The organism is Microbacterium hominis, from assembly GCF_013282805.1.
Lineage (GTDB): Bacteria > Actinomycetota > Actinomycetes > Actinomycetales > Microbacteriaceae > Microbacterium > Microbacterium hominis_B.
This window is the reverse complement of sequence record NZ_CP054038.1, coordinates 2,705,730-2,727,948: the sequence shown is the minus strand read 5'-3', so window position 1 is coordinate 2,727,948 and position 22,219 is coordinate 2,705,730. Positions and strand designations below refer to the sequence as shown.

Genomic DNA, 22,219 nt, shown 5'->3' with positions numbered 1-22,219 from the left:
TCCGCCCGGCCGCGCTTCTTCCGGCCCGTATCCGTCTCTCGCTAAGGTGCACATATGAAGCTCGAGCTCCGTGGGATCACGAAGCGGTTCGGCTCACTCACGGCCAACGACCACATCGATCTCGTGGTCGAGCCGGGGGAGATCCATGCCCTCCTGGGCGAGAACGGCGCCGGCAAATCCACCCTCATGAACGTGCTCTACGGCCTCTATCAGGCCGACGAGGGCGACATCCTCCTCGGTGACGAGGTGCAGCACTTCCGCGGCCCCGGCGACGCCATGGCCGCCGGCATCGGCATGGTGCACCAGCACTTCATGCTGATCCCCGTCTTCACGGTGGCCGAGAACGTGATGCTCGGCCACGAGAGCACGAAGGCCCTCGGCGCCCTCGACCTCGCCAAGGCGCGCCAGCACGTGCGCGACGTGGCCGACCGCTTCGGATTCCAGGTCGATCCCGACGCACTCGTGGGCGATCTCCCCGTGGGCGTGCAGCAGCGGGTCGAGATCATCAAGGCCCTCTCGCGTGACGCGAAGGTGCTCGTCTTCGACGAGCCCACCGCGGTGCTCACGCCGCAGGAGACCGACGAGCTCATGGGCATAATGAGGCAGCTGCGCGACGAGGGCACCTCCATCGTCTTCATCACCCACAAGCTGCGCGAGGTGCGCGAGGTCGCCGACCGCATCACGGTCATCCGCCTCGGCAAGGTCGTGGGGGAGGCTGAGCCGACCGCCTCCAACGCCGAGCTCGCCTCGCTCATGGTCGGCCGTGCCGTCGAGCTGACGGTGCAGAAGGAGCCGCCGCAGGTGCGCGACGGCGGGCTGCAGATCAAGGATCTTCGCGTGCTCACCGCCGAGGGCACGGTCGTCGTCGACGGCGTGAGCTTCGACGTGCGGCCCGGCGAGGTCCTGGCCGTCGCCGGCGTGCAGGGCAACGGTCAGACCGAGCTCGTGGAGGCCATCGTGGGCCTGGCCGAGCGCGTGACGGGCTCGATCAGCCTCGACGGCACCGAACTCGTCGGCAAGACCGTGCGCGGCATCCTCGACGAAGGTGTCGGCTTCGTGCCGGAGGACCGGACGGAAGACGGCCTGGTCGGCGCCTTCTCGGTGGCCGAGAACCTCATCCTCGACCGCTCGGGCGACAGCGCGTTCGTGCGCGGCGGCACCATCCGCCGCGCGCTTCTCGACGACTTCGCCCGCGCGCGCATCGAGGAGTACGACATCCGCACCCAGGGGCCCGATGTACCCGCCGGCACCCTCTCCGGCGGCAACCAGCAGAAGGTCGTCATCGCACGGGAGATGAGCCGTGACCTGAAGCTCCTCGTCGCCGCCCAGCCCACGCGCGGCGTCGATGTGGGCTCCATCGAATTCATCCACACCCGCATCGTCGAGACGCGGGATGCCGGCATCCCGGTGGTCGTCGTCTCGACCGAGCTCGACGAAGTGGCCGCGCTCGCCGATCGGATCGTGGTCATGTACCGCGGCGGAATCGTCGGCATCGTGCCCGGAGACACCCCGCGCGACGTGCTCGGCCTGATGATGGCCGGCGAGCGCCCCGACAGCGAGGAGGCCGCATGAGCGGGCCGACACCGGGAGCAGGCGACGAGCACATCAAGGGTCTGCCGCCCGAGCAGCTTCCTCCCGTCGGCGGGCCCCTGACGGGTCATCCGGAGAAGGAGGAGGCGAAGGCCGCGGACGCGGATGCCGCTCCCGACGGGGGCGAGGTCCCCCGCCTCCGCGGCAGAACGTGTTCATCAAGGAGCTGCTGCGCGGCTCGGCGGTCACCACGATCCTCGCCGTCGTCGCCGCGATGATCGTGGGCGGCCTCCTCATGGCGCTCACCGACGAGGACGTCCGTGAAGCCTCCTCGTACTTCTTCGCGCGCCCGAGCGACACGTTCGTCGCGATCTGGAACGCGGTGTACGGCGGCTACGAGGCCCTCTTCCGCGGATCGATCTTCAACCCGCGCGCGAACGACTTCGCGACGCAGATCCGCCCGCTCACCAACACGCTCGGCTTCGCCGCGCCGCTGATCGCGGCCGGGCTCGGCGTCGCCCTCGCCTTCCGCGTCGGCCTGTTCAACATCGGCGGCCGCGGCCAGATCCTGATCGCGTGCGCGACGGCGGCCCTGCTGACCTTCAACCTCGACCTGCCGATGTTCCTCCACCTGCCGCTGACCCTCGCGGCCGGCATCGCGGGCGGCGCCATCTGGGGCGGCATCGTGGGTGTGCTCAAGGCTCGCACCGGAGCCCACGAGGTGATCCTCACGATCATGCTCAACTACGTGGCGCTGTACCTGGTGTCGTGGATGGTGCGCACGCCGGGGATCCTGCAGCGCCCGGCCGGTGATCAGCCGATCTCGGCGCCGACGCCCGCCACGGCCCAGTTCCCCGACCTCATCGGCCCGCGCTTCCCGCTGCTGGACTGGGGCTTCGTCATCGTGCTGGGCGCGACGGTGTTCGTGTGGTGGCTGGTCGAGCGGTCGAGCCTCGGATTCCGCCTGCGGGCGGTCGGCGAGAACCCGCACGCCGCGCGCGCGGCCGGCATCTCGGTGCAGCGCATGTACATCTACGCGATGCTCTTCGCCGGTGGCCTGGCCGGCCTCGCGGGCATGAACCAGATCCAGGGCTCGGTCGTCACCGGGTTCGACGGCCTCATCGACGCCGGCATCGGCTTCGACGCGATCACCGTCGCCCTCCTCGGCCGCAGCCGCGCCTGGGGCGTGTTCGCCGCCGGCATCCTGTTCGGCGCGCTCAAGGCGGGCTCGTTCACCATGCAGGCCTCGCAGGGAATCCCGGTCGACATCGTGCTGGTCGTCCAGTCCCTCATCGTGCTGTTCATCGCGGCGCCCCCGCTGATCCGCACGATCTTCTTCCTCCCCAAGACCGACGCCGAGAAGGCCGCGAAGGCCAGAGCGAAGGCCGCGAAGCGGGCGGTGGCCGCATGAGCGCCGTGACCGCCCCCGCCGTCGCCGGCGGCGCCCTCCACCTCACCACCGTCAAGGTGCGTCACTGGAAGCTGGCCATCAGCCTCTCGATCGTCACCGTAGGCCTCGGGCTGCTCTTCCTGCTCGTGCCCCGCAACGGCATCAGCACCTTCCGCCTGGGCGACGCGTCGTCGTCGATCGCGCTGCCGAACGTCGGCGTGCCGACGGCGATCACGAGCTGGTCGGTGTGGGTGATCATGCTGCTGCTGACCGCCTGGGCTCTGTGGGACGCGTACTCGTACCGCACGTCCGGCCTGTGGCTGGGCATCGTCTACGGTGTGCTCGCCGTGTTCGCGTTCCTGGTGTGGGCCGCCGCAGGCGGCCTCGTGCCGGTGACCGGCCTCCTGTTCGGCGCCCTGTCGCTGTCGATCCCGCTGATCTTCGGAGCCCTCGGCGGTGTCATCGGGGAGCGCGTCGGCGTCGTCAACGTCGCCATCGAGGGGCAGTTCCTGTTCGGCGCCTTCAGCGCGGCGCTGCTGTCGAGCATCACCGGCAACCCCTTCGTGGGGCTGCTGGCCGCCATGGTCGGCGGTGTCCTGGTCGCCTTCGTGCTCGCGGCGTTCTCGATCAAGTACCTCGTCGACCAGGTGATCGTCGGTGTCGTCCTCAACGTGCTCGTGACCGGCCTCACCGGATTCCTCTACGGTGCGCTGCTGGTTCCCAACGAGAACACGCTGAACCGCCCGGTGCGCTTCACGCGGCTGGAGATCCCGATCCTCGGCGAGATCCCGATCATCGGTCCGGTGCTGTTCAACCAGACGCTCATCGTCTACCTCATGTACATCACGGTGGCCCTCGTGGCCTGGGGCCTGTACCGCACCCGCTGGGGCCTGCGCCTGCGCGCCGTCGGCGAGCACCCGCAGGCCGCCGACACCGTCGGCATCAAGGTGAACTCGAGCCGCTTCTGGAACGTGTCGCTCGCCGGCGCGATCGCCGGCATCGGCGGCGCGTATTTCACCCTCGTCTCGGTCGGGCAGTTCACCAAGGAGATGACCGCGGGCCTCGGCTTCATCGCCCTCGCCGCCGTCATCTTCGGGCGATGGGATCCGATCCGGGCGACGCTCGCCGCGCTGCTGTTCGGCTTCGCGACCAACCTGCAGAACCTGCTCACCGTGCTCGGCACGCCGATCCCGAGCGAGTTCATGCTCATGCTCCCCTACGTGGTCACGATCGTGGCGGTCGCCGGCTTCGCCGGTCAGATCCGCGGGCCCGCCGCGGCGGGCAAGCCCTACATCAAGGGCTGAGCCGTGCCCGCGCCGTGCGGCCGCGCCGCCGCATCCGACCCTCCTGATATCGACCCGAAAGCGAGCCGTCCGTGACCGACATCGATTGGGATGAACTGCGAGCGGCCGCGATCGGCGCGATGGAGTGCGCGTACGCGCCGTACTCGCGCTACAAGGTGGGTGCGGCGGCACTCGTGTCCGACGGACGCATCGTGCAGGGATGCAACGTGGAGAACGCCTCGTACGGCGTCGGGCTGTGCGCCGAGTGCGGCCTGGTGAGCCAGCTCCACCTCACCGGAGGCGGCAGACTCGTCGCGTTCGTGTGCGTCAACAGCGCGGGCGACATCATCATGCCGTGCGGACGCTGCCGTCAGCTCCTGTACGAGAACGCGATCCCCGGGATGCTGCTGGACACGGTCTCGGGCATCCGGACCATCGACGAGGTGCTCCCCGATGCGTTCGGACCGCGAGACCTCGAGGAGGTCGGGCGATGACCGCGCCCGAGCCGCACGACGCGGTGGACGTCATCCGCACCAAGCGCGACGGCGGGGCCGTGGGTGAGGACGCGCTGCGCTGGATGGTCGACGCGTACACGCGCGGGTACGTGGCCGACTCGCAGATGGCCGCGTTCGCGATGGCGGTGCTCCTGAACGGCATGGAGCGCGACGAGATCCGCGTGATGACCGACGCGATGATCGCCTCGGGCGAGCGGATGGGCTTCGCCGGGCTCGGCAAGCCCACGGTCGACAAGCACTCCACGGGCGGGGTGGGCGACAAGATCACCCTCCCGCTCGCGCCGCTGGTCGCCTCCTTCGGCGTCGCCGTGCCGCAGCTGTCGGGCCGCGGGCTCGGTCACACCGGCGGCACGCTCGACAAGCTGGAATCCATTCCGGGCTGGCGCGCGGCACTGTCGAACGACGAGATGTTCGCGCAGCTGCGCGACGTCGGCGCCGTCATCTGCGCGGCCGGGTCGGGGCTGGCCCCGGCCGACAAGAAGCTGTACGCCCTGCGCGACGTGACCGGGACCGTCGAGGCGATCCCGCTCATCGCGTCGAGCATCATGTCGAAGAAGATCGCCGAGGGCACGGACTCGCTCGTGCTCGATGTGAAGTTCGGCTCGGGCGCCTTCATGCGCGACGTCGACCGGGCCCGCGAACTCGCCCGCACGATGGTCGCGCTCGGCACCGACTCGGGCGTGGCGACCACGGCGCTGCTCACCGACATGAACACCCCTCTCGGCCTCGCGATCGGCAACGCCAACGAGGTGCGCGAGTCGGTCGAGGTGCTCGCCGGCGGCGGACCGGCCGACGTGGTCGAGCTCACCGTCGCCCTCGCGCGCGAGATGCTGACGCTCGCCGGCCAGCCCGAGGCCGACGTCGAGGCCGCGCTGCGCGACGGGCGCGCGATGGACGCCTGGCGCGCGATGATCCGCGCGCAGGACGGGGATCCGGATGCCGCGCTGCCCGCGCCGAACGAGACGCACACGGTCACCGCCGGCGTCGACGGGTACGTCACCGCGATGGAGGCCCTGCCGTTCGGCATCGCCGCGTGGCGGCTGGGCGCCGGCCGGGCGCGGGCCGAGGACCCGGTGCTCCACGCGGCCGGGATCGATCTTCACGTGAAGCCCGGCGACCGCGTCGCCGCCGGACAGCCGCTGTTCACCCTGCTCGGCGAGGATGCCACCAGATTCGATCGCGCCCTCGACGCCCTCGACGGCGCGTGGGCGATCGGCGCGCAGGCGCCGGCGGCCACGCCCCTCGTGCTCGAACGCATCTCGGCCTGAGCCCGCGGCATCCCTTCGTCCCCATCGTCCGCCCCCGCACGCGAGGAGTCCCCAATGCCCATCGACAAAGACGGCGACGCCGTCCTCCAGGGAGTCTCGATCCGCAGCCTTCCCAAGGTGTCGCTCCACGACCACCTCGACGGCGGCCTTCGACCCGACACGATCATCGAGCTCGCCGACGCCATCGGCCTCGACGTGCCCGAGAGCGACGGCGGTGCGCTCGCGGACTGGTTCGCCGAGAAGAGCGACTCGGGATCGCTGGTCGAGTACCTCAAGACCTTCGACCTGACCACGGCGGTCATGCAGACCCGTGAGGGGCTCACGCGCGTCGCGCGCGAGTTCGTCGAAGACCTCGCCGCCGACGGCGTGATCTACGGCGAGGTGCGGTGGGCGCCCGAGCAGCACCTGGCGCGGGGCCTCTCGCTCGAGGAGGTCGTCGACGCGGTGCAGGAGGGCATCGAAGAGGGGGAGGATGCCGCCGAGTCGGCCGGCCGCGACATCCGCGTCGGCCAGCTCATCACCGCGATGCGCCACACCGACCGATCGCTCGAGATCGCCAAGCTCGCCGTCGACTGGCGCGGACGCGGCGCGGTGGGCTTCGACATCGCCGGTCCGGAGGACGGCTTCCCGCCGTCGAAGCACCGTGCGGCCTTCGACTACCTCGCCGGGGAGTTCTTCCCCGCGACGGTGCACGCCGGTGAGGCGGCCGGGCTGGATTCCATCCGCTCCGCGCTCATCGACGGCCGGGCGCTGCGCCTCGGCCACGGGGTGCGCCTCGCCGAGGATCTCGAGGTCGTCTCGCGCGAAGGCGAGGAGGTCTTCGTGCAGTTCGGCGACCTCGCGCGCTGGGTGCGCGACCGGGAGATCCCGCTGGAGCTGTCGCCGTCGTCGAACCTTCAGACCGGCGCCATCGAGCGCTGGGGCACCGCGATGGAGGACCACCCCTTCGACCTGCTCTATCAGCTGGGCTTCGCGGTGACCGTGAACGTCGACAACCGGCTGCAGAGCGGGACCTCGCTCACGCGCGAGCTCGCCCTGCTCGCCGAGACCTTCGAGTACGACCTCGACGACCTCGAGGTCTTCCAGCTGAACGCCGCCGCGGGTGCGTTCCTCGCGGTCGAGGACCGCGAAGAGCTGATCGAGCTCATCGGCGACGGCTTCGACCGCTGATCGGCGGGCGGGCGGCCGCCCCCGGCCGCCCGCCGTCTGCAGAACTCCGGAAGAATCTGCGCGGCGAGTGACGCGCACCCGGGAGGCGGGCCTCAGCGGGCAGAAACTCCGGAGTTCTGCCGACCTCGCGCCGGTCGACGGGTGCGAACGACCCGTCGCAGCGACGCGGTGATCCGCTCCCGGTCCCACATGACGTCCTCGGCGAGCAGGCGCACGGTCGTGTAGCCGCGTTCGGCCGCGGCGAAGTCGCGCCGCCGGTCCCGCTTCACAGCGACCCAGTCGGAGTGGTGCTGCTCGCTGTCGCACTCGATGATCAGCCATCCGTCGACCACGAAGTCGACGCGGCCGACCCCGGGGATCTTCACCTGGGTCTCGTACCGGCATCCGAGCGCGCGGAGGATGAGCCGCACGAGCGACTCCGGGCCCGACTCGCAGCTCGGGTCGAGGAGACCGCGCAGCACCTGATAGCGGTGGGGCAGACGCGCGAACACCTCGTCCAACGTCTCGGCGTCGACCAGGCCGAGGTGCCACGCGCTGTCCAGGGTCGCGATGGCGGAGCGGGGATCCTGACACCTCGTCGCCTGCGCCAGAGCCTCGATCAGGTCGGTGACGAGCGCCTCGCGCGGCACTGTCGTCGCGCGCCAGTGCGCGACGACGCCGGCCGGACGCTCGGGCAGACGGGTCATCTTCGGGTCGAGCTGAACGTGCGGCGCGCCCCTCTCGAGCACGAAGATCCCGAGGTGGCGCAGCAGCGACACGCAGTCCAAGCGCCCGCCCCACCGGGCGACCGTCACGAGGTCGATGTGCGTGCCCGCCGGCACGAGCCGACCGTTCCGGACCCTGATCAGCGTGCCGTCCGCGACGGCGCGCGTGACCCGGTGCCGGGACATGCCCGCCGAGGCGAGTGCACGCGGGCTGAGGAAGGTCGGGGGGATGCCACCCCAAGGGTCACGTCGTCGACTCACGATCCCACGCTGGGCCCCGGGTCCCCGCACGAGAGCGGTCCGGGGGTGCGTGTGGGCTATTCAGCCGGCCTCGTCGCGTGGGGAGGAGACCTTGCCGGCGGCAGAACTCCGGAAGAATCACGCGCGAGCGGTCGACGGGCGCGGCTGGGTGTCCGCGTCGCCACGGATCTCCGGAGTTCTGCAGGCGAGCCCGCGCGGGGCCGGGGCCGGGCCGGGCCGGGGCCGGGCTCAGCGGCGGGCGACGCCGGGATGGGTGGCGAGGTAGGCCTCGAACGCCTCGCGGCTGGTCTTGGCGGGGGTGTAGCCGAAGTCGCGCTTGAGCGCTTCGTTCGCGAGTACCGGACGATAGCGGAGGAACCCGACCTGCTCGGGGCCGTGCACCGTCAGACGCAGCGCGCGCCCCACCCGGAGCGCGAACGCGAGCACCGAGGCGGGCACCGACACCACGGGCTTGCCGAGGCGGGCCGCGAGCTCCTGCACCGTGACGCGTCCGTCGCCCGCGACGTTGTAGATGCCCGCGGGGCCCACCGTGGCCGCCCGCGCCATCGCCGCGGCCACATCGTTGACCCACACGAACACGAACGGCGATGCGGATCCCTTGACGCCGAGGATCGCCCGGCCGTCCCACAGCGCGGTGATCTGGTTGCGCACCGTCGGGCCGAGGATCGTGCCGATGCGGAACACGACCTGCTCCAGATCAGGGTGGGTCTGCCGGTACGCGCCGAGGAGCTGCTCGACGAGCCGCTTGTGCTTGGAGTACGGGAACTCGTCGTTGCCGCGCACCGGGTCGCTCTCGCGCAGCCACTCGGGGTTGTCGGGATGGTACCCGTACGCCGCTCCCGACGACGAGACGACCACGCGCGAGACGCCCGACTCGATGCACGCCTCGAGCACGTTGCGGGTGCCGTCGACGTCGACGCGGTACTCCAGGTCGTGATCACGGCCCGGGTTGACGATGGCCGCGAGGTGCACGACCACGTCGATCGCGTGCCGCTCCAGCAGGGGCGCGAGGCCGCCCGGGCGGGTCACGTCGCTGTCGTCGTAGACGACCCCGTCGACGGGATGCTCGGGCCGGCGCACGTCGCCGGCGACGACCAGCTCCACGTCGTCGCGCGCGACGAGAGCGGCGGCGACGTGCGAGCCGAGGAATCCGGCACCGCCGGTGATGAGCACGCGGGTCATGACGCCGACCCCGCAGCTCCCGCGGCGTCGACGTCGGGCCCGGCCATCGCGTGGCGGGTCGCATCGCCCTTGGCGGAGCCGGTGCGGCGGCGCGTGCGCGCGGCCCACAGGCTCGCGACGATGAGGCCCGCGATGATGTCCCAGATGCCCCACCAGCCGGCGACGATGGCCATGCCGCCGAGCCCGCCGAAGAACGAGAACACGAGACCGAGCCCGAGGCCCGCGTTGCGGATGCCGACCTCGAAGGTCATCGCCTTCCGCTCGCGCGTGCCGAGGCCCCCGACCACGGCGGTGCCGTAGCCGATCGCCAGGGCCACAGCATCGTGCACCGTCACCACCAGCACGATGATCCCGAGGAAGGCGATGAAGTACGTCCAGTTGCCGGCGAGGGCCGCCACGATGAACCCCACCAGCGCCAGCAGCGAGAACCACTTCACGAACGGCTGCACGCGGCGGGAGAACGCCGGGAAGCGGTGCCGGATCAGCAGTCCGACCGCGAAGGGAAGGCCGATGATGAGGAAGATGTCGAGGAGCATCTGCCACGGGTCGAGCGCGACGGTCTCCAGCAGGGTGCTCGCCGTGGGGTGCAGGGATCCCCAGAAGGCGATGCTCAGCGGCAGCATGAAGATGTACAGCACGTTGCCGACCGCCGTCATGGACACGGACAGCGCGACGTTGCCGCCCGAGCGATGGGTGAGCACCTGCGAGATGTTGCCGGGCGGGCAGCACGCCACCAGCAGCATGCCGAGCGCCATCGACGGGGTGACCGGCAGGATCAGCGTGAGCCCGAAGGTGACGGCCGGCAGCACGAGCAGCTGCGCGAGGATCGCGATGACGAAGGGCTTGGGCTTTCGCCCGACGATCTTGAAGTCCTCGAGCGTGGTGTCCAGGGCGATGCCGAACATGATGAGTCCGAGCACCACGTTCAGCAGCAGCAGCGACCCCGGGTTGAAGTTCAGCAGGACGTCGTCGGGATTCATGCCCGCGCTCCCTCCTTCTTGCGCAGACCCAGGTTCACGGTGAGCTGCATGTCGCTGCCCCGGCCGCGGGTGATGTGGATGCCGCGGCGCGGCGGGGCTGCGTCGGGATCGGCGTCGGCGCGCAGGTCGTCGGTCGCCTGACGCACGGTGCGGCGGTAGGCGTCCTTGTTCACGTAGTAGGACATCCGCTCGAGGCCGAGGTAGTCATAGCCGCCGGTGAGGTCGGGCCAGGGCTCGGCGGCGGTGCGGCGGAAGCGCTCCGCGCGCTCGGGGTGCGCCGCGTCTGCGGCGAGGTACTCGGCGATGAGCTCGGCCTGCTCGTACCGGCCCTGCCAGCCCAGGCCCGACGCCTCGACCATGCCCATCACGAAGAGTCCGTTGAACGAGGGCGGGAAGATGTTGAGGAACAGCTTCGGAGACCAGCCGGTCCAGTTCAGCTCGCCGCGGTCGACGAAGGGATAGTCCAGCGAGTACCCGGTGGCCAGCAGAACCGTGTCGTAGTCCGCCGAGGACCCGTCGCGGAAGTGCACCGTCGTGCCGTCGAACCGGTCGATGTCGGGGCGGATGCCGAGGTCGCCCTGTCCGAGGTGGTTGAGGATCAGCGTGTTGACGATCGGGTGCGACTCGTAGATCTTGTAGTCGGGCTTGGGGAAGCCGAAGCGCACGGGGTCGCCGGTGAAGGCGCGCAGGATCCGCGTGTCGACGAACTGCTTGAGGGGCGCCGGGAGCGGACGGCCCTGGTTCAGGGTGTCCGAGGGGCGGCCGAACAGATAGCGCGGCACGAAGTAGTAGCCGCGACGCACGCTCATGTCGACGGCGGCGGCGTGGTGCACGGCATCCACGGCGATGTCGCAGCCGGAGTTGCCCGCGCCGATGATGAGCACGCGTTTGCCGGTGAGCTGGGTGGCGCGCTTGTAGGCGCTCGTGTGCACCAGCTCGCCGGTGAACTCGCCGCGGAAGGCGGGCACGTTGGGCTCGGCGAGCGTGCCGTTGGCGAGGATGACCCCCGCGTAGTGCGCGGTGGTCTCGCCGTCGGGGCCGTCGGCGCGCAGCATCCACCCGTCGCCTTCGCGCGTGAGCGCCGTGACCTTCGTCTCGAAGCGGAAGCGCTCGGTGAGGCCGAACGTCGACGCGTAGTCCCGGAAGTAGCGGATGAGCACCTTGTGGCTCGGGTAGTCGACCGTGGTGTCCATCGGGAACTCGGCGAACTCGGTGGTGGTGCGCGAGGAGATGAGGTGGGCGGACTCGTACATCGTCGACCGGGGGTTCTCGATGTCCCAGAGGCCTCCGACGCCGCGGGACGCCTCGTAGCCGTCGAAGGCGATGCCGGCCTTCTGCAGGGCGCGCGCGGCGGCCAGCCCCGACGGGCCGGCTCCGATGATGGCGTAGCGGTGCTCCATGTGTCCTCTCCCGCACGACGTTGTGGGGGCACGACGATCCGACCCCAGGGAAGAACCCTAAGCGTTACTCGCTATTAACCGAAATCACGGCAGCGACGGGGGTCAGGACCACAGTGCCAGAAGCCCGCGCACGAGCACCACCGTCGCGCCCGCCCACGCGATCACGAGCATGGCCAGGCGCGCGGCGCGCGCCGGCACGAAGCGGGTCAGCAGGGTTCCGAGGAGGATGCCGGCGGCGGTGGCCACCACGAGGATGCCGACGTCGCCGGCGGCGATGGTGGGCAGGCCCCGCAGCCCGACCGAGACGATGCTGAAGACCGCGAAGATGACCTGCACGCTGGCCGCGAAGCTGCGCTGCGGCCAGCGGTCGCCCACGGCGTGCGCTGCGAGCGGCGGACCCGACAGGCCGCTGGCGACGTGCATGAAGCCCGCCGCGGCGCCGGCGGCGACCGCGCCGGACCGACCGACGAGGGCGCTCGAGAGCAGCGGGATCCAGCCGGCGACGAGCGCGAAGAACGCCATCGCGGCGACCAGCAGCAGCAGCGCCGGCTCGGGCAGGGTGCGCACCACGAGCGCCCCCAGCGGGGCCGCCAGCAGTCCGGGCCAGATGAGCCACCAGGCGCGGCGCCATTCGATCTCGCGCCACACGAGCGGGATCGCCGACAGCGAGGCGACGAAGGCGAGCAGCACGCCGATCGTGACGCCCTCGAGCGGACCGTACAGGAGCACGATCGGGCCGACGAGCACGAGCATGAAGCCCAGGCCCGTGATGCGCTGGATGACGGCCGAGACGAGCGCCGCGATGCCGGCGAGGAGAAGAGTCACGGGCGTCCAGCCTACGTGGCCGGGAGGGCTCCGCCCGTCAGCGCACCTGTGCGACGAGGGTGCCGACGAGCGCCGTGAGGGCCGAGGTCATCTCCGGGTCGGAGATCGTGGGGGTGCCGTCGCCGGCCTGCGGGCCGTAGTCGCCGAACGAGGAGTGCGCGGCGCCGTCCACCTCGACGAAGTCGGCGTCGGCGGGTAGCAGGGGCGCGGCCTCGTCGATCTTCTCGGGCGTGGACAGGCCGTCCTCGCTCCCCGAGATGCTGAGCACCGGCAGGCCGGAATCGCCGAGGTCGTTCGCGCAGTACGACGCGAACAGGGCGAGGCCGTCGGCATCGGCGGCGAGCATGCACGCCTTCACCCCGCCGAGGGAGTGGCCCCCGACGATCCAGGTGTCGATCCCGGGGGCGAGGTCGGTGAACGCCGACAGCGGGCGCAGGTCGAAGAACGCGAGGTTCAGCCAGGGCTTGGTGATCACGACCGTCACGTCGTCGTCGACGACGGCCCCGGACATCTTCGCGGCGTACGCCCACGCCTCGACCTTGGCGCCCGGGATGTAGACGAGGCCGACGGTGGATTCCGCGTCCGCCGGCGCGAGCACGATCGCGGCATCGGTCTCGGTCACCTCGATCGCGGGATTCTCGCGCACGTCGGCCACGGGCCCTGGCTCGGCGGCCATGACGCCGACCTGGCTGTAGACGACGAGGCCGACAGCGACCAGGAGCACCAGCGCGCCGAGCGAGCCCAGCACCCAGGCGACGATGCGCCGCCCGCGCCGACGACGCGGGGCGGGGGCGGTCTCAGGGGCTGCGGTGTCTTCGCTCACCCGTCGAGCGTACCCACGCTCACCCCGGCAGAGTGCCCTGGCGGGCCGCCACGACCTCCCGGACGCGATCGAAGAGGGGATGCTGCGCCTCGAGCCCGGTGACCTCCGCCGTGAACGCCGTGGCGTCGAGTTCCCGCAGCATCCGCTGCATGTCGACCGACTGCGCATCCTCGGGATCGTCGAAGGCCAGCGCCGCGCCCATCGCGGCGAGAAGGGCGTCGACGCCCAGTCCGGCATCCACCGCTTCGGCAGCCGGGCCGACGAAGCGCTCGTGCCGGGAGAGCTTGCGCAGCGGCTGCCGGCCGACGCGCCACACGGTGTCGGGCAGGGCGTCGTTGCGGAAGCGCCCCAGGATCGTCGTGCGGTACTCGGCCTGCGTCTGCGGGTCGAGGCCGTGCTTGGCCACGAGCAGCGCCGAGGTCTCCTCGAGGGTGGCGGCCACGCGCTGTGCGATCGCCGGATCGGCCAGCGCATCGGCGATCTTCTCCACCCCCGCTTGGGCGCCGAAGTACGCGGTGGTGGCGTGCCCGGTGTTGACGGTGAACAGCTTCCGCTCGATGTAGGGGGCGAGGTCGTCGACGAAGTGCGCGCCGGGGATCGCCGGCGGGTACTCTCCGAACGGTCCGCGCTCGATCGCCCACTCGTGGAACGGCTCGACGGTCACGTCGACCCCGCCGCCCTCGGGCTGGCCCGGCACGATGCGGTCGACGGCGGTGTTGGCGAACACCGCGCGACCGGCCAGGTCGCGCCACTGCTCTCCGGCCAGCGCCACGACCTCGTCGCGCAGGAGGTCGGTGGCGCCGATCGCGTTCTCGCACGCCATCACCTGCAGCGGGGGAGCGTCAGCCGGCCTCCGGGTCAGGCCCGCCACGATGTGCGGGGCGATGAAGCGCAGGATCGTCGGCCCGACCGCCGTGGTGACGACGTCGGCGGTCGCGACCTCGTCGGCCACGGTGTCGGGCTGCTCCGCGGAGTTCACGGCGCGGAACCCGGTCACGACGTGGTCCCGGCCCCCTTCGCCGACCTCATGGACGGTGTACTCGCCGACGGCGTTGATCGCGTCGACGAGGGGCGCGGCCACGTCCGAGAAGACGAGCTCGTACCCGCCCTCGTGCAGCAGCAGGCCGACGAACCCGCGGCCGATGTTGCCCGCGCCGAAGTGCACCGCCTTCATCACACGCCCGTCGCCGCGACGATCTCGTAGAGCTCCTCGGGGCTGCCGGCGGCCTTCAGGCGCGCGACGTCGTCTTCGTCGGAGAACAGGATCGCGATCTGCGACAGGATGTCGAGGTGCTCGTCGCCCTTTCCGGCGATGCCGACGACGAACGTGACGTGCTCCCCGCCCCAGTCGACGCCCCCGTCGTAGCGCACCACGGACAGCGCGGAGTCGAGGATCGCCTCCTTGGTCTCGTTCGTGCCGTGGGGGATCGCCAGTTCGTTGCCCATATACGTCGACACGGTCTGCTCGCGCTGCTGCATCGCGTCGAAGTACGCGCCGGTGACCGCGCCCGCCGCCTCGAGGATGTCGGCGGCCTCCTTCATCGCCTCCTCACGGGTCGCTCCGCCGGAGTGGATCCGCACCTGCCCGATGCTCAGGACATCGTTCGCCATCATCTCGCCTTTCGTCGATCGTGGATGCGACGCCGTGGCGTCGCGGGAGGGGCTGCGGAGCCGGGGGCCTCACGCCACGTCCCGGCCCCGCAGCGGTCTCGGCGCCTAGGCGCCCTTCTCGTCGTGCTGTGCGCGGACGAGATCGACGACCTCGTCGTAGCGGGGCGAGTTCATGAAGTTGTCCACCGAGATGTGCACGGCGCCGGGCGTCTGCTTGCGCGCCCGGTCGGTGAGCTGGTTCTGCGTGATGACCAGGTCGGCGGAGCCGTCGAGCGCCGCGATCGCCTTGTTGACGACGGTGACGTCTTCGATGCCGGCCTTCTTGATCTTGTTGCGCAGCACGCTCGCGCCCATCGCCGAGGAGCCCATTCCGGCGTCGCACGCGAAAACGATGTTCTTGATGTCGCGCTCGGTCATGGTCGCCGGCTCGATGCCGCCGTCCGCACCGGTCGCCGCGCCGCCGCGCAGGCCCGACAGCGCGTCGGACGACTTGCCCTTCGCCGCCTCGGTCTGCGTGATCGCCGCGCCGAAGGCGTCGTCGGTCGCAGCCATCGCCGCGAGGTCGCGCTTGCGCGAGGCTCGCAGGATGACCCACGAGACGACGAACGTCACCGTCGCGGACAGCAGCACAGAGAGCCAGACCACCAGCAGGTTCGGCACCCCGCCCGCCGCGGGGCTGATCGCCTGTCCGCTGACCGCGATGATGCTGCCGGGAGCGGCGGGAGCAGCGAGCGAGCCGCCGAACAGCATGTTCGTCGTGACGCCGGTCGCACCGCCCGCGATGAGGGCGAGGATCAGCATCGGCTTCATGAGCGCGTAGGGGAAGTACACCTCATGGATGCCGCCGACGAACTGGATGAGGGCCGCGCCGGGAGCCGATGCCCGCGCCGCGCCGATCCCGAAGAAGGTGAACGCGAGCAGGAGTCCCACACCGGGGCCGGGGTTGGCCTCGAGGAGGAACAGGATCGACGAACCCGAGTCGGCGGCCTGTTGGAGGCCGAGGGGGGTGAGCACGCCGTGGTTGATGGCGTTGTTGAGGAAGAACACCTTCGCCGGCTCGATGAGGATACTCGTCAACGGCAGCAGGTTCATCGAGACCAGCCAGTTCACTGCCGTGCTGAGGACGTTCATGATGCCGTTGACCAGCCAGGCGATCGGGTAGAAGCCCACGATCATCATCACAAAGCCCCAGATGCCGGCGGAGAACATGTTGACGAGCATCTCGAAGCCCGCCTTGATCTTGCCCTCCCACAGGCTGTCGAGCCACTTCATCGTGTAGGCCGAGAGCGGGGCCATGATCATCGCGCCGATGAACATGTGCACCTGGCCGAGCGGGGCATCACCCCCCGGCAGGCTCGCATTGAACTGCGCGATGAGGTAGTCGGATCCGGCGATGGCGCCGAACAGTCCGATGGACGCGACGACACCGCCACGGACGCCGTAGACGATGCTGCCGCCCGTGTAGGCGATGAGGATCGGGAGCAGGTAGTGGATGAACGGTCCGACGATGGTGACCAGCTGCGAGTTCGGGGTGAAACCGTCGGGAATGAAGAACATCGTGACGATGCCCCACGCGATCAGCGCAGGGATGTTCGGCATGATCATGCCGGACAGGTACGTGCCGAAGCGCTGGACTCCGACGCGGGCCTTGTTGACCCCGGTCTGGGGTGCTGACTCCGTTGTCATGACGTGCTCGCTTTCTCGTGACTCGCCGCCGCGGCGCTGTCCGCCGAGCGGGATGCGGCCTCCATCGCCGCGGTTCGGGCTGCGGCCGCATCGGGTGCGGCCAGGGCGGCCTCGGCGATGCGCGCGGCATCGTCGAGGGAGTGCTCGAGCAGGGTGGCCCGCACATCTGCGAGGGCGGTGGGAGCCATCGAGAGGCTGGTGGCTCCGAGCCCCACGAGCACGACGGCCAGCAGCGGGTCGGCGGCGGCCTCGCCGCAGATGCCCACCGGCTTGCCGGTCGCGCGGCCGGCGGCGCCGACCGAGCGGATGAGGTGCAGCACCGCGGGGTGCCACGGGTCCTGGAACGAGGCGACCGAGCCGAGCAGGCGGTCGGCGGCCATCGTGTACTGGGTGAGGTCGTTCGTGCCGATCGAGGCGAAGTCCGCGATCCCGAGCACGCGGTCCGCCAGCAGCGCCGACGACGGCACCTCGACCATGACGCCGGCCGTCTTGATGCCGTACTCGCGGGCGAGCTCGGTGAAGTACTCCGTCTCGCCGACCGTCGCGACCATCGGCGCCATCACCCACAGGTCGGCCTCGGTCGCCGCATCGGCCTGCGCCAGCGCCGTCAGCTGCTCGCGGAGGATGTCCTCGCTCGCCCGCAGCGCGCGGATGCCGCGCAGGCCCAGCGCCGGGTTGTCCTCGTGCGCGTCGTTGAGGAACGCGAGGGGCTTGTCGGCGCCGGCATCCAGCACCCGCACCACGACCTTCTTGCCGGGGAACGCCGAGAGCAGCTCCGTGTACGAGGCGCGCTGCTGCTCGACCGTGGGCGCCTGGCTCGAGGAGAGGAAGAGGAACTCCGTGCGGAACAGCCCCACACCCTCGGCCCCGAGCTCGACCGCCTCGGCCGCGCCCTTCGGACTGCCGAGATTCGCCAGCAGCGGCACAGCCGTGCCGTCGGCCAGTGCCCCCGGGGTGACGGGAGCGGATGCCGCGGCGGCGCGGGCGTCGGCACGATTGCGTGCGCGCTCGAGCTCAGCTGGGGACGGCTCGGTGGTCACGACGCCGGCCGCGGCATCCACGATGACGGTCTCGCCGTCGGCGAGCCCGGTGGCTTCGACGGTGCCCACCACGGCGACGATCGCCTTCTCGCGGGCGAGGATCGCGGTGTGGGAGGTGGGGCCTCCCTCGGTGGTCACCAGGGCCAGCACCATGTCGAGGTCGAGGAGGGCGGTGTCGGCGGGGGCGAGATCCTTCGCCACGAGCACGAACGGATGCCCGGGGTCGGGCACGCCGGGGGCCGGGACGCCGCGCAGCCGCGCGATCACGCGCTGGGCGACGTCGTCGAGGTCTGCCGCGCGCTCGCCGAGGTAGCCGCCGAGCGCCGTGAGCTGGTCGCGGAAGGCCGCGAAGGCGTCGAACACGGCGAACTCGCCGGTCTTCCCCTGCGCGAGCCGCGCGTCGACCTCCTCGGCGAGGGTGGGGTCTTCTGCCATCATGGCCTGCGCCTCGAGCACGTCGCGGGCTGCGCCGCCCGCGTGCGCGCCGCGCTCCTCCAGTTCGCGGGCGACGGCGGCGACGGCCTCTGCCACGCGGGCCTTCTCCGCCTCGACGGTCTGGGTGCTGGGCTCGTCTGCGGGGGCGGGCAGGGGCTCGGCCATCCGCGCCACGGGGCCCTGGGCAACGCCCAATCCGATGCCGACGCCGCGCAGCGCGCTCATGATGCCGCCTCCGTGTCGTGGTCGGTGGTCAGCAGTTCGCTGAGCGTGTCGAGCACGGCCTCGGCGGCGTCGCCGTCGGCGCTCAGGGTGACGTAGTCGCCCTTCTCGACGCCCAGGGCGATGACGCCGAGGATGGAGGCCGCATTCACCGGCGCCCCCGCGCCCTTGGCGATCGTGACCGGGATGCCGGACTCCTTCGCGGCCTGCGCGAACAGCTTCGCGGGCCGGGCGTGAAGACCGTGGGACGAGCCGATGCGGACCGTGCGTTCGATGCCGGGCATGGTGACCTCTCTGTCTGTCGTGCGTCTCTGTCGTGCGTTCTGCGGTCGTGCGTTCTGCGGTCGTGGGCGAGCGGATCAGCCCGGGGAGGGTTTCGCGGTCGGAGGCGTCCCCCCGGAGCCTCCGACCGCGTCGCGCACCAGCGCGAGGGTGCGGGTGCCGTCGAGATCCATGAAGATGTCGCTCGGCAGCAGCACCACCGTTGTGCCCCGCGGCGCCGCCTCCCGCTCGATGCGCTCCAGCGCATGCTGCAGGTGGGGGCCGACGAGCACGACGTCTGCGGCGTCGAGATCTATCGGCAACGACAGCTCGGTGCCCGCGAAGGCGGTGTAGGCGAGACCCTGGTCATGCGCCGCGTGGCGCACGCGCTGGGCCACGAACGTGCTCGACGCGCCCGCACCGCAGACAACCAGGATCCTCATCGACCTGCCTCCTCGACCTCATTCTTGTGAAGTCGCTGGGAGGGGACAACCAGGTCTTCTTCCGCAGGGGCGGAAAGCGGAACGGACCCCCGAGGGGGTCCGTTCCCGGTGGGGCGGGTGCGGCTCAGCGGAAGAAGGCGTTCGCCTTCTGCGTGTAGAGCAGCACCAGGCCGATCAGCGCGATCGCGCCGGCCACCAGAGGCCCCCAGAAGCCGTTGCCGGTGGTGAAGACGTTGTAGGCGGCGACGGCGAGGTCGAGCACGAACACGATGGTGAGGAGGATGCGCGAGAGGTTGTTCCCGCGGAAGAGGCCGAGGCTGACGGCGATCGTGATGACACCGAGGATGATGCTCACCCAGCCCGACCAGGTGAAGATGTGGAAGATCCCGCCGATGATCGTGAACAGGCCGTTGAGCCACGCGATCACCGCGACGAGTGTGACCCCGCCGGGGCGCTGTGCTGCCATGCTGTGTCCCTTCCTGCGAGCGGCCCATCCGCCCGTCTGCGCCACACGCTAGCGCCCGCGTGCCGGTGCGGCGCCGCAGCGCGCCCGGCGTGGTTGACTGGCGAGGACGGAGTCCGCGGACGATCGCGCCGTCGCGAGAGGAGCCCTGTGACCCGAGCGAGACAGGATCGGCTGCTGGCGCTCCTCGTCCGCGAGGACGACTGGGCCACCGCGGCGAGCCTCGCCGACACCATCGGCGTCACTCCACGCAGCATCCGCTCCTATGTCACCGCCGTCAACGCGCGCGTCGCGCCCGGGGTGGCCATCGAGTCCGGGCCGCACGGGTACCGTGCGGGGCCCGACGCGGCGACGGCCCAGCGCTCGGCATCCCCCGACGCGGGCACCCCGCGGGACCGGCTGCACACGCTGGTGCGGGCGCTGCTGGACGCACCCGACGGCCTCGACGTCTTCGAGACCGCGGAGGGCATGTTCGTGAGTCCCGCCACCCTCGACGCCGACCTCGCGCGCGTGCGCGGACTGCTGGGGGCACCGAGCTGACCCTCGAGCGCTCGGCCTCGCGGGCGCGCCTGCACGGCACCGAGGCTGCCCAGCGACGCCTTCTGTCCAAGCTCGCCCATGACGAGATGGATGCCGGCTCCTTCGACCTCGTCGCGCTGCGGCGCACCCTCGGCACGCAGTCGGTGGGCGCGCAGGCGTTCGGGCCGTTCAAGACCGACCTCGTGTCGCGGCTGGGCGCGCTCGGCTACTTCGTCAACGAGTTCGGCATCTCCGATGTGGTCATGCACATCGCGATCGCCGCCGATCGCGTGTCGCGCGACCGGCCCCTCGACGCGGCGACCGTGCAGGCCGCGCGCCCGGCAGGCCAGGAGGTGGCGCAGATCATCGCCGATCTCTCCGCGCGGCACCTGGGCGTGACCCTCGGGGCGGGCGACCTGCAGCACCTGTCGACGCTCGTGCTCACGCGGGTGGTCGCACCGGGAGCCCCGGGCGCGACGCCCGGCGATGAGGTGCGCGCGCGGCTCGAACCCGACGTCGAGCGCGCGGTGCGCGATGTCGTCGGCCAGGCGGCGTCGGAGTTCCTCGTCGACATCGTGCACGAGGACTTCCTCCTGCGCCTGGCCCTGCACGTGCAGAACCTGCGCCACCGCGCGCGGGAGCAGGCGTGGTCGCGCAATCCGCTCACGAAGTCGCTGAAGGCGACGTATCCGATGATCTTCGAGGTCGCGGTGTTCATCGCGAACGGCCTGCACGAGCGGCTGGACATCCCGCTCCTGGACGACGAGATCGCCTACATCGCGATGCACGTGGGCGGGCGGCTGGAGCGCAGCCGCCGCGCAGACCAGCTGCTGACGGCGACCATCGTGTGCCCCGGCTACTACGAGCTGCACGAGCTGCTGCGCTCGAGCGTCGACCGCTCCCTCGGCCAGGCGATCGAGGTGGTGGGCGTGGAGACCCGCGTCGACCCCGACTGGGCCTCGATCGACACCGATCTGGTGCTGACCACGATCGAGCCCCCGGTGGCGGGCGACCGGATCGTGCGCATCCAGCCGTTCCTCACCGACGCCGACATCGAGCGCGTGCAGGCGGCGGCCGGGCGCGTGCGCCGGGCCCGGCGTCTCGCGCGGCTGCGCACCGAGCTCGAGCGGTACTTCGACGAGGCGTCGTTCCTGCGGGGCTTGGATGCCGCCGCCGGCGTCGACGGTGCGATCACCGCGCTCGGGGCGACGCTGGTCGCGCAGGGCGTCATCGACGACGACTACGTGGACCGGGCGATCCAGCGCGAGCAGCTCTCCTCGACGGCGTTCACCGACGCGCTCGCGGTGCCGCACGCGATCGGCATGACCGCCGCGCGCACGGCGATCGCGATCGGCATCGCCGACCCGCCGCTGCCGTGGGGGATGCGCGGGTGCAGGTGGTGGCGATGGTCGCCTTCTCGGAGACCGACCGCGAGGCCTTCCAGACCGTCTTCGAGCAGTTCGTCGAGGTGTTCAGCGAACGTGACAGCGTGCAGCGCATCGTGCGGCGCGCCACCGACTTCGCGGGCTTCCTCGATGAGCTGGTGGCCGTGATCGACGGCTGAGGCGCGTCGCGGCGGTGCGCTCAGTCCTGCCGGAGCCGTTCGCGCAGACCGAGCCGCACCGCCGGCCACTCGTGCGGGAGGATCGAGTACACGACGGTGTCGCGCAGCGTGCCGTCGGGGCCGATGAGGTGGTTGCGCAGCACGCCGTCGCGCTTGGCGCCCAGACGCTCGATCGCCGCGCGCGACTGCCGGTTGTGCCAGTGAGTGCGCAGTTCCACCGCGATCGCGTCGCAGTCCTCGAACGCGTGGCCCAGCAGCAGGAGCTTGGCCGCGGTGTTGACGGCGGTGCGCTGCGCCTCGACGCCGATCCAGGTGTAGCCGATCTCGACGTGCCGGTTCGGCTGGTCGATGTTGCAGTACGTCGTCATGCCGACGACGCGGTCTGTGTCGAGCCGACGGATCGCCCACGGGTTCATGCGGCCGGCCTCCCGCCAGGCGATGCGCTCGGCGATCGCCGCGCGCACTCCGCCCGGGCTCGGCACCGAGGTGTACCACGTGCGCTCCAGCCCGACGGCGGCCGCGGCGAGGTCGTCGGCATGGGCGTGCTCGAGCGGCTCCAGCCGCACGTGGGCGTTCTGGAGGGCGATCGGCTCGGTCAGCAGCACCCTCCGAGCCTAGAGCGCGGCGGGAACGAGTTCGGAGGC

General features: G+C 71.1%; 19 protein-coding genes and 2 pseudogenes. 7 read left to right on the top strand and 14 right to left on the bottom strand.

What is annotated here, in order from left to right:
- Positions 1-54 precede the first annotated feature (54 nt).
- The 6 genes and pseudogenes from HQM25_RS12380 to HQM25_RS12355 all read left to right on the top strand — a co-directional run bounded on the left by HQM25_RS12380 (position 55) and on the right by HQM25_RS12355 (position 7,156).
- Positions 55-1,572, top strand: a complete 1,518-nt coding sequence (locus HQM25_RS12380) for an ABC transporter ATP-binding protein (RefSeq protein WP_172990506.1) — start codon at positions 55-57, stop codon at positions 1,570-1,572.
- Positions 1,569-2,941: pseudogene (locus HQM25_RS12375) on the top strand (ABC transporter permease). Before HQM25_RS12380 ends, HQM25_RS12375 begins: the two are co-directional and overlap by 4 nt.
- On the top strand, positions 2,938-4,224 hold the full coding sequence (locus HQM25_RS12370; protein ID WP_172990504.1) for an ABC transporter permease: 1,287 nt from the start codon (positions 2,938-2,940) through the stop codon (positions 4,222-4,224). Before HQM25_RS12375 ends, HQM25_RS12370 begins: the two are co-directional and overlap by 4 nt.
- A 71-nt stretch (positions 4,225-4,295) precedes the next feature.
- Complete coding sequence (locus HQM25_RS12365; RefSeq protein WP_172990503.1) at positions 4,296-4,697, top strand: cytidine deaminase; 402 nt, start codon at positions 4,296-4,298, stop codon at positions 4,695-4,697.
- Positions 4,694-5,986, top strand: a complete 1,293-nt coding sequence (locus tag HQM25_RS12360) for a thymidine phosphorylase (protein WP_172990502.1) — start codon at positions 4,694-4,696, stop codon at positions 5,984-5,986. The genes HQM25_RS12365 and HQM25_RS12360 overlap by 4 nt, the downstream gene beginning before the upstream one ends.
- A gap of 54 nt (positions 5,987-6,040) precedes the next feature.
- Entirely contained in the window at positions 6,041-7,156 is a 1,116-nt protein-coding gene (locus tag HQM25_RS12355; RefSeq protein ID WP_172990501.1) for an adenosine deaminase, read from the top strand.
- A gap of 92 nt (positions 7,157-7,248) precedes the next feature.
- On the opposite strand, the gene HQM25_RS12350 is transcribed toward HQM25_RS12355, so the two are convergent.
- The 13 genes from HQM25_RS12350 to HQM25_RS12290 form a co-directional block, all read right to left on the bottom strand.
- Complete coding sequence (locus HQM25_RS12350; RefSeq protein ID WP_254359326.1) at positions 7,249-8,121, bottom strand: endonuclease domain-containing protein; 873 nt, start codon at positions 8,119-8,121, stop codon at positions 7,249-7,251.
- A 228-nt stretch (positions 8,122-8,349) separates the two neighbouring features.
- Positions 8,350-9,303, bottom strand: coding sequence for an NAD-dependent epimerase/dehydratase family protein (locus tag HQM25_RS12345; protein WP_172990500.1), 954 nt, complete (start codon positions 9,301-9,303; stop codon positions 8,350-8,352).
- Complete coding sequence (locus HQM25_RS12340) at positions 9,300-10,283, bottom strand: bile acid:sodium symporter family protein (protein WP_172990499.1); 984 nt, start codon at positions 10,281-10,283, stop codon at positions 9,300-9,302. Before HQM25_RS12340 ends, HQM25_RS12345 begins: the two co-directional genes overlap by 4 nt.
- On the bottom strand, positions 10,280-11,683 hold the full coding sequence (locus tag HQM25_RS12335) for a flavin-containing monooxygenase (protein WP_172990498.1): 1,404 nt from the start codon (positions 11,681-11,683) through the stop codon (positions 10,280-10,282). Before HQM25_RS12335 ends, HQM25_RS12340 begins: the two co-directional genes overlap by 4 nt.
- Before the next feature lie 102 nt (positions 11,684-11,785).
- The gene (locus tag HQM25_RS12330) at positions 11,786-12,508 is read right to left on the bottom strand and encodes a TSUP family transporter (RefSeq protein WP_172990497.1); all 723 of its coding nucleotides are present in this window, start codon (positions 12,506-12,508) and stop codon (positions 11,786-11,788) included.
- A 37-nt stretch (positions 12,509-12,545) separates the two neighbouring features.
- Positions 12,546-13,331 carry an alpha/beta hydrolase gene (locus tag HQM25_RS12325; RefSeq protein ID WP_254359324.1) on the bottom strand — a complete coding sequence of 262 codons (786 nt, stop codon included), beginning with the start codon at positions 13,329-13,331 and terminating at the stop codon, positions 12,546-12,548.
- 19 nt (positions 13,332-13,350) lie between these two features.
- A complete protein-coding gene (locus tag HQM25_RS12320) occupies positions 13,351-14,505 on the bottom strand; it encodes a mannitol-1-phosphate 5-dehydrogenase (RefSeq protein WP_172990496.1) in 1,155 nt (384 codons plus the stop codon).
- On the bottom strand, positions 14,505-14,942 hold the full coding sequence (locus HQM25_RS12315; protein ID WP_172990495.1) for a PTS sugar transporter subunit IIA: 438 nt from the start codon (positions 14,940-14,942) through the stop codon (positions 14,505-14,507). The genes HQM25_RS12320 and HQM25_RS12315 overlap by 1 nt, the downstream gene beginning before the upstream one ends.
- Positions 14,943-15,047: 105 nt before the next feature.
- Entirely contained in the window at positions 15,048-16,628 is a 1,581-nt protein-coding gene (locus HQM25_RS12310) for a PTS mannitol transporter subunit IICB (protein ID WP_172990494.1), read from the bottom strand.
- Entirely contained in the window at positions 16,625-18,328 is a 1,704-nt protein-coding gene (gene ptsP, locus HQM25_RS12305; protein ID WP_172990493.1) for a phosphoenolpyruvate--protein phosphotransferase, read from the bottom strand. The genes HQM25_RS12310 and ptsP overlap by 4 nt, the downstream gene beginning before the upstream one ends.
- On the bottom strand, positions 18,325-18,609 hold the full coding sequence (locus tag HQM25_RS12300) for an HPr family phosphocarrier protein (RefSeq protein WP_172990492.1): 285 nt from the start codon (positions 18,607-18,609) through the stop codon (positions 18,325-18,327). Before HQM25_RS12300 ends, ptsP begins: the two co-directional genes overlap by 4 nt.
- Positions 18,610-18,684: 75 nt before the next feature.
- A complete protein-coding gene (locus HQM25_RS12295; protein ID WP_172990491.1) occupies positions 18,685-19,029 on the bottom strand; it encodes a PTS sugar transporter subunit IIB in 345 nt (114 codons plus the stop codon).
- A 124-nt stretch (positions 19,030-19,153) separates the two neighbouring features.
- Entirely contained in the window at positions 19,154-19,495 is a 342-nt protein-coding gene (locus HQM25_RS12290) for a hypothetical protein (protein ID WP_172990490.1), read from the bottom strand.
- Between the two features lie 147 nt (positions 19,496-19,642).
- Between HQM25_RS12290 and HQM25_RS12285 the strand changes: the two are divergent.
- Positions 19,643-21,575 (top strand): annotated as a pseudogene (locus HQM25_RS12285) (BglG family transcription antiterminator).
- A gap of 20 nt (positions 21,576-21,595) precedes the next feature.
- Here HQM25_RS12285 and HQM25_RS12280 read toward each other — a convergent pair.
- Positions 21,596-22,180 (bottom strand): GNAT family N-acetyltransferase, encoded by a 585-nt coding sequence (locus tag HQM25_RS12280; protein ID WP_172990489.1) that lies wholly within the window; start codon positions 22,178-22,180, stop codon positions 21,596-21,598.
- Between the last annotated feature and the right edge of the window lie 39 nt (positions 22,181-22,219).

Bases quoted from the DNA above. Each gene is read 5' to 3' on its own strand.
- HQM25_RS12310 (WP_172990494.1), bottom strand. From the start codon at position 16,628: ATGACAACGGAGTCAGCACCCCAGACCGGGGTCAACAAGGCCCGCGTC.
- HQM25_RS12295 (WP_172990491.1), bottom strand. From the start codon at position 19,029: ATGAGGATCCTGGTTGTCTGCGGTGCGGGCGCGTCGAGCACGTTCGTG.
- ptsP (WP_172990493.1), bottom strand. From the start codon at position 18,328: ATGAGCGCGCTGCGCGGCGTCGGCATCGGATTGGGCGTTGCCCAGGGC.
- HQM25_RS12335 (WP_172990498.1), bottom strand. From the start codon at position 11,683: ATGGAGCACCGCTACGCCATCATCGGAGCCGGCCCGTCGGGGCTGGCC.
- HQM25_RS12370 (WP_172990504.1), top strand. From the start codon at position 2,938: ATGAGCGCCGTGACCGCCCCCGCCGTCGCCGGCGGCGCCCTCCACCTC.
- HQM25_RS12380 (WP_172990506.1), top strand. From the start codon at position 55: ATGAAGCTCGAGCTCCGTGGGATCACGAAGCGGTTCGGCTCACTCACG.
- HQM25_RS12290 (WP_172990490.1), bottom strand. From the start codon at position 19,495: ATGGCAGCACAGCGCCCCGGCGGGGTCACACTCGTCGCGGTGATCGCG.
- HQM25_RS12360 (WP_172990502.1), top strand. From the start codon at position 4,694: ATGACCGCGCCCGAGCCGCACGACGCGGTGGACGTCATCCGCACCAAG.
- HQM25_RS12320 (WP_172990496.1), bottom strand. From the start codon at position 14,505: ATGAAGGCGGTGCACTTCGGCGCGGGCAACATCGGCCGCGGGTTCGTC.
- HQM25_RS12345 (WP_172990500.1), bottom strand. From the start codon at position 9,303: ATGACCCGCGTGCTCATCACCGGCGGTGCCGGATTCCTCGGCTCGCAC.
- HQM25_RS12300 (WP_172990492.1), bottom strand. From the start codon at position 18,609: ATGCCCGGCATCGAACGCACGGTCCGCATCGGCTCGTCCCACGGTCTT.
- HQM25_RS12340 (WP_172990499.1), bottom strand. From the start codon at position 10,283: ATGAATCCCGACGACGTCCTGCTGAACTTCAACCCGGGGTCGCTGCTG.
- HQM25_RS12315 (WP_172990495.1), bottom strand. From the start codon at position 14,942: ATGGCGAACGATGTCCTGAGCATCGGGCAGGTGCGGATCCACTCCGGC.
- HQM25_RS12355 (WP_172990501.1), top strand. From the start codon at position 6,041: ATGCCCATCGACAAAGACGGCGACGCCGTCCTCCAGGGAGTCTCGATC.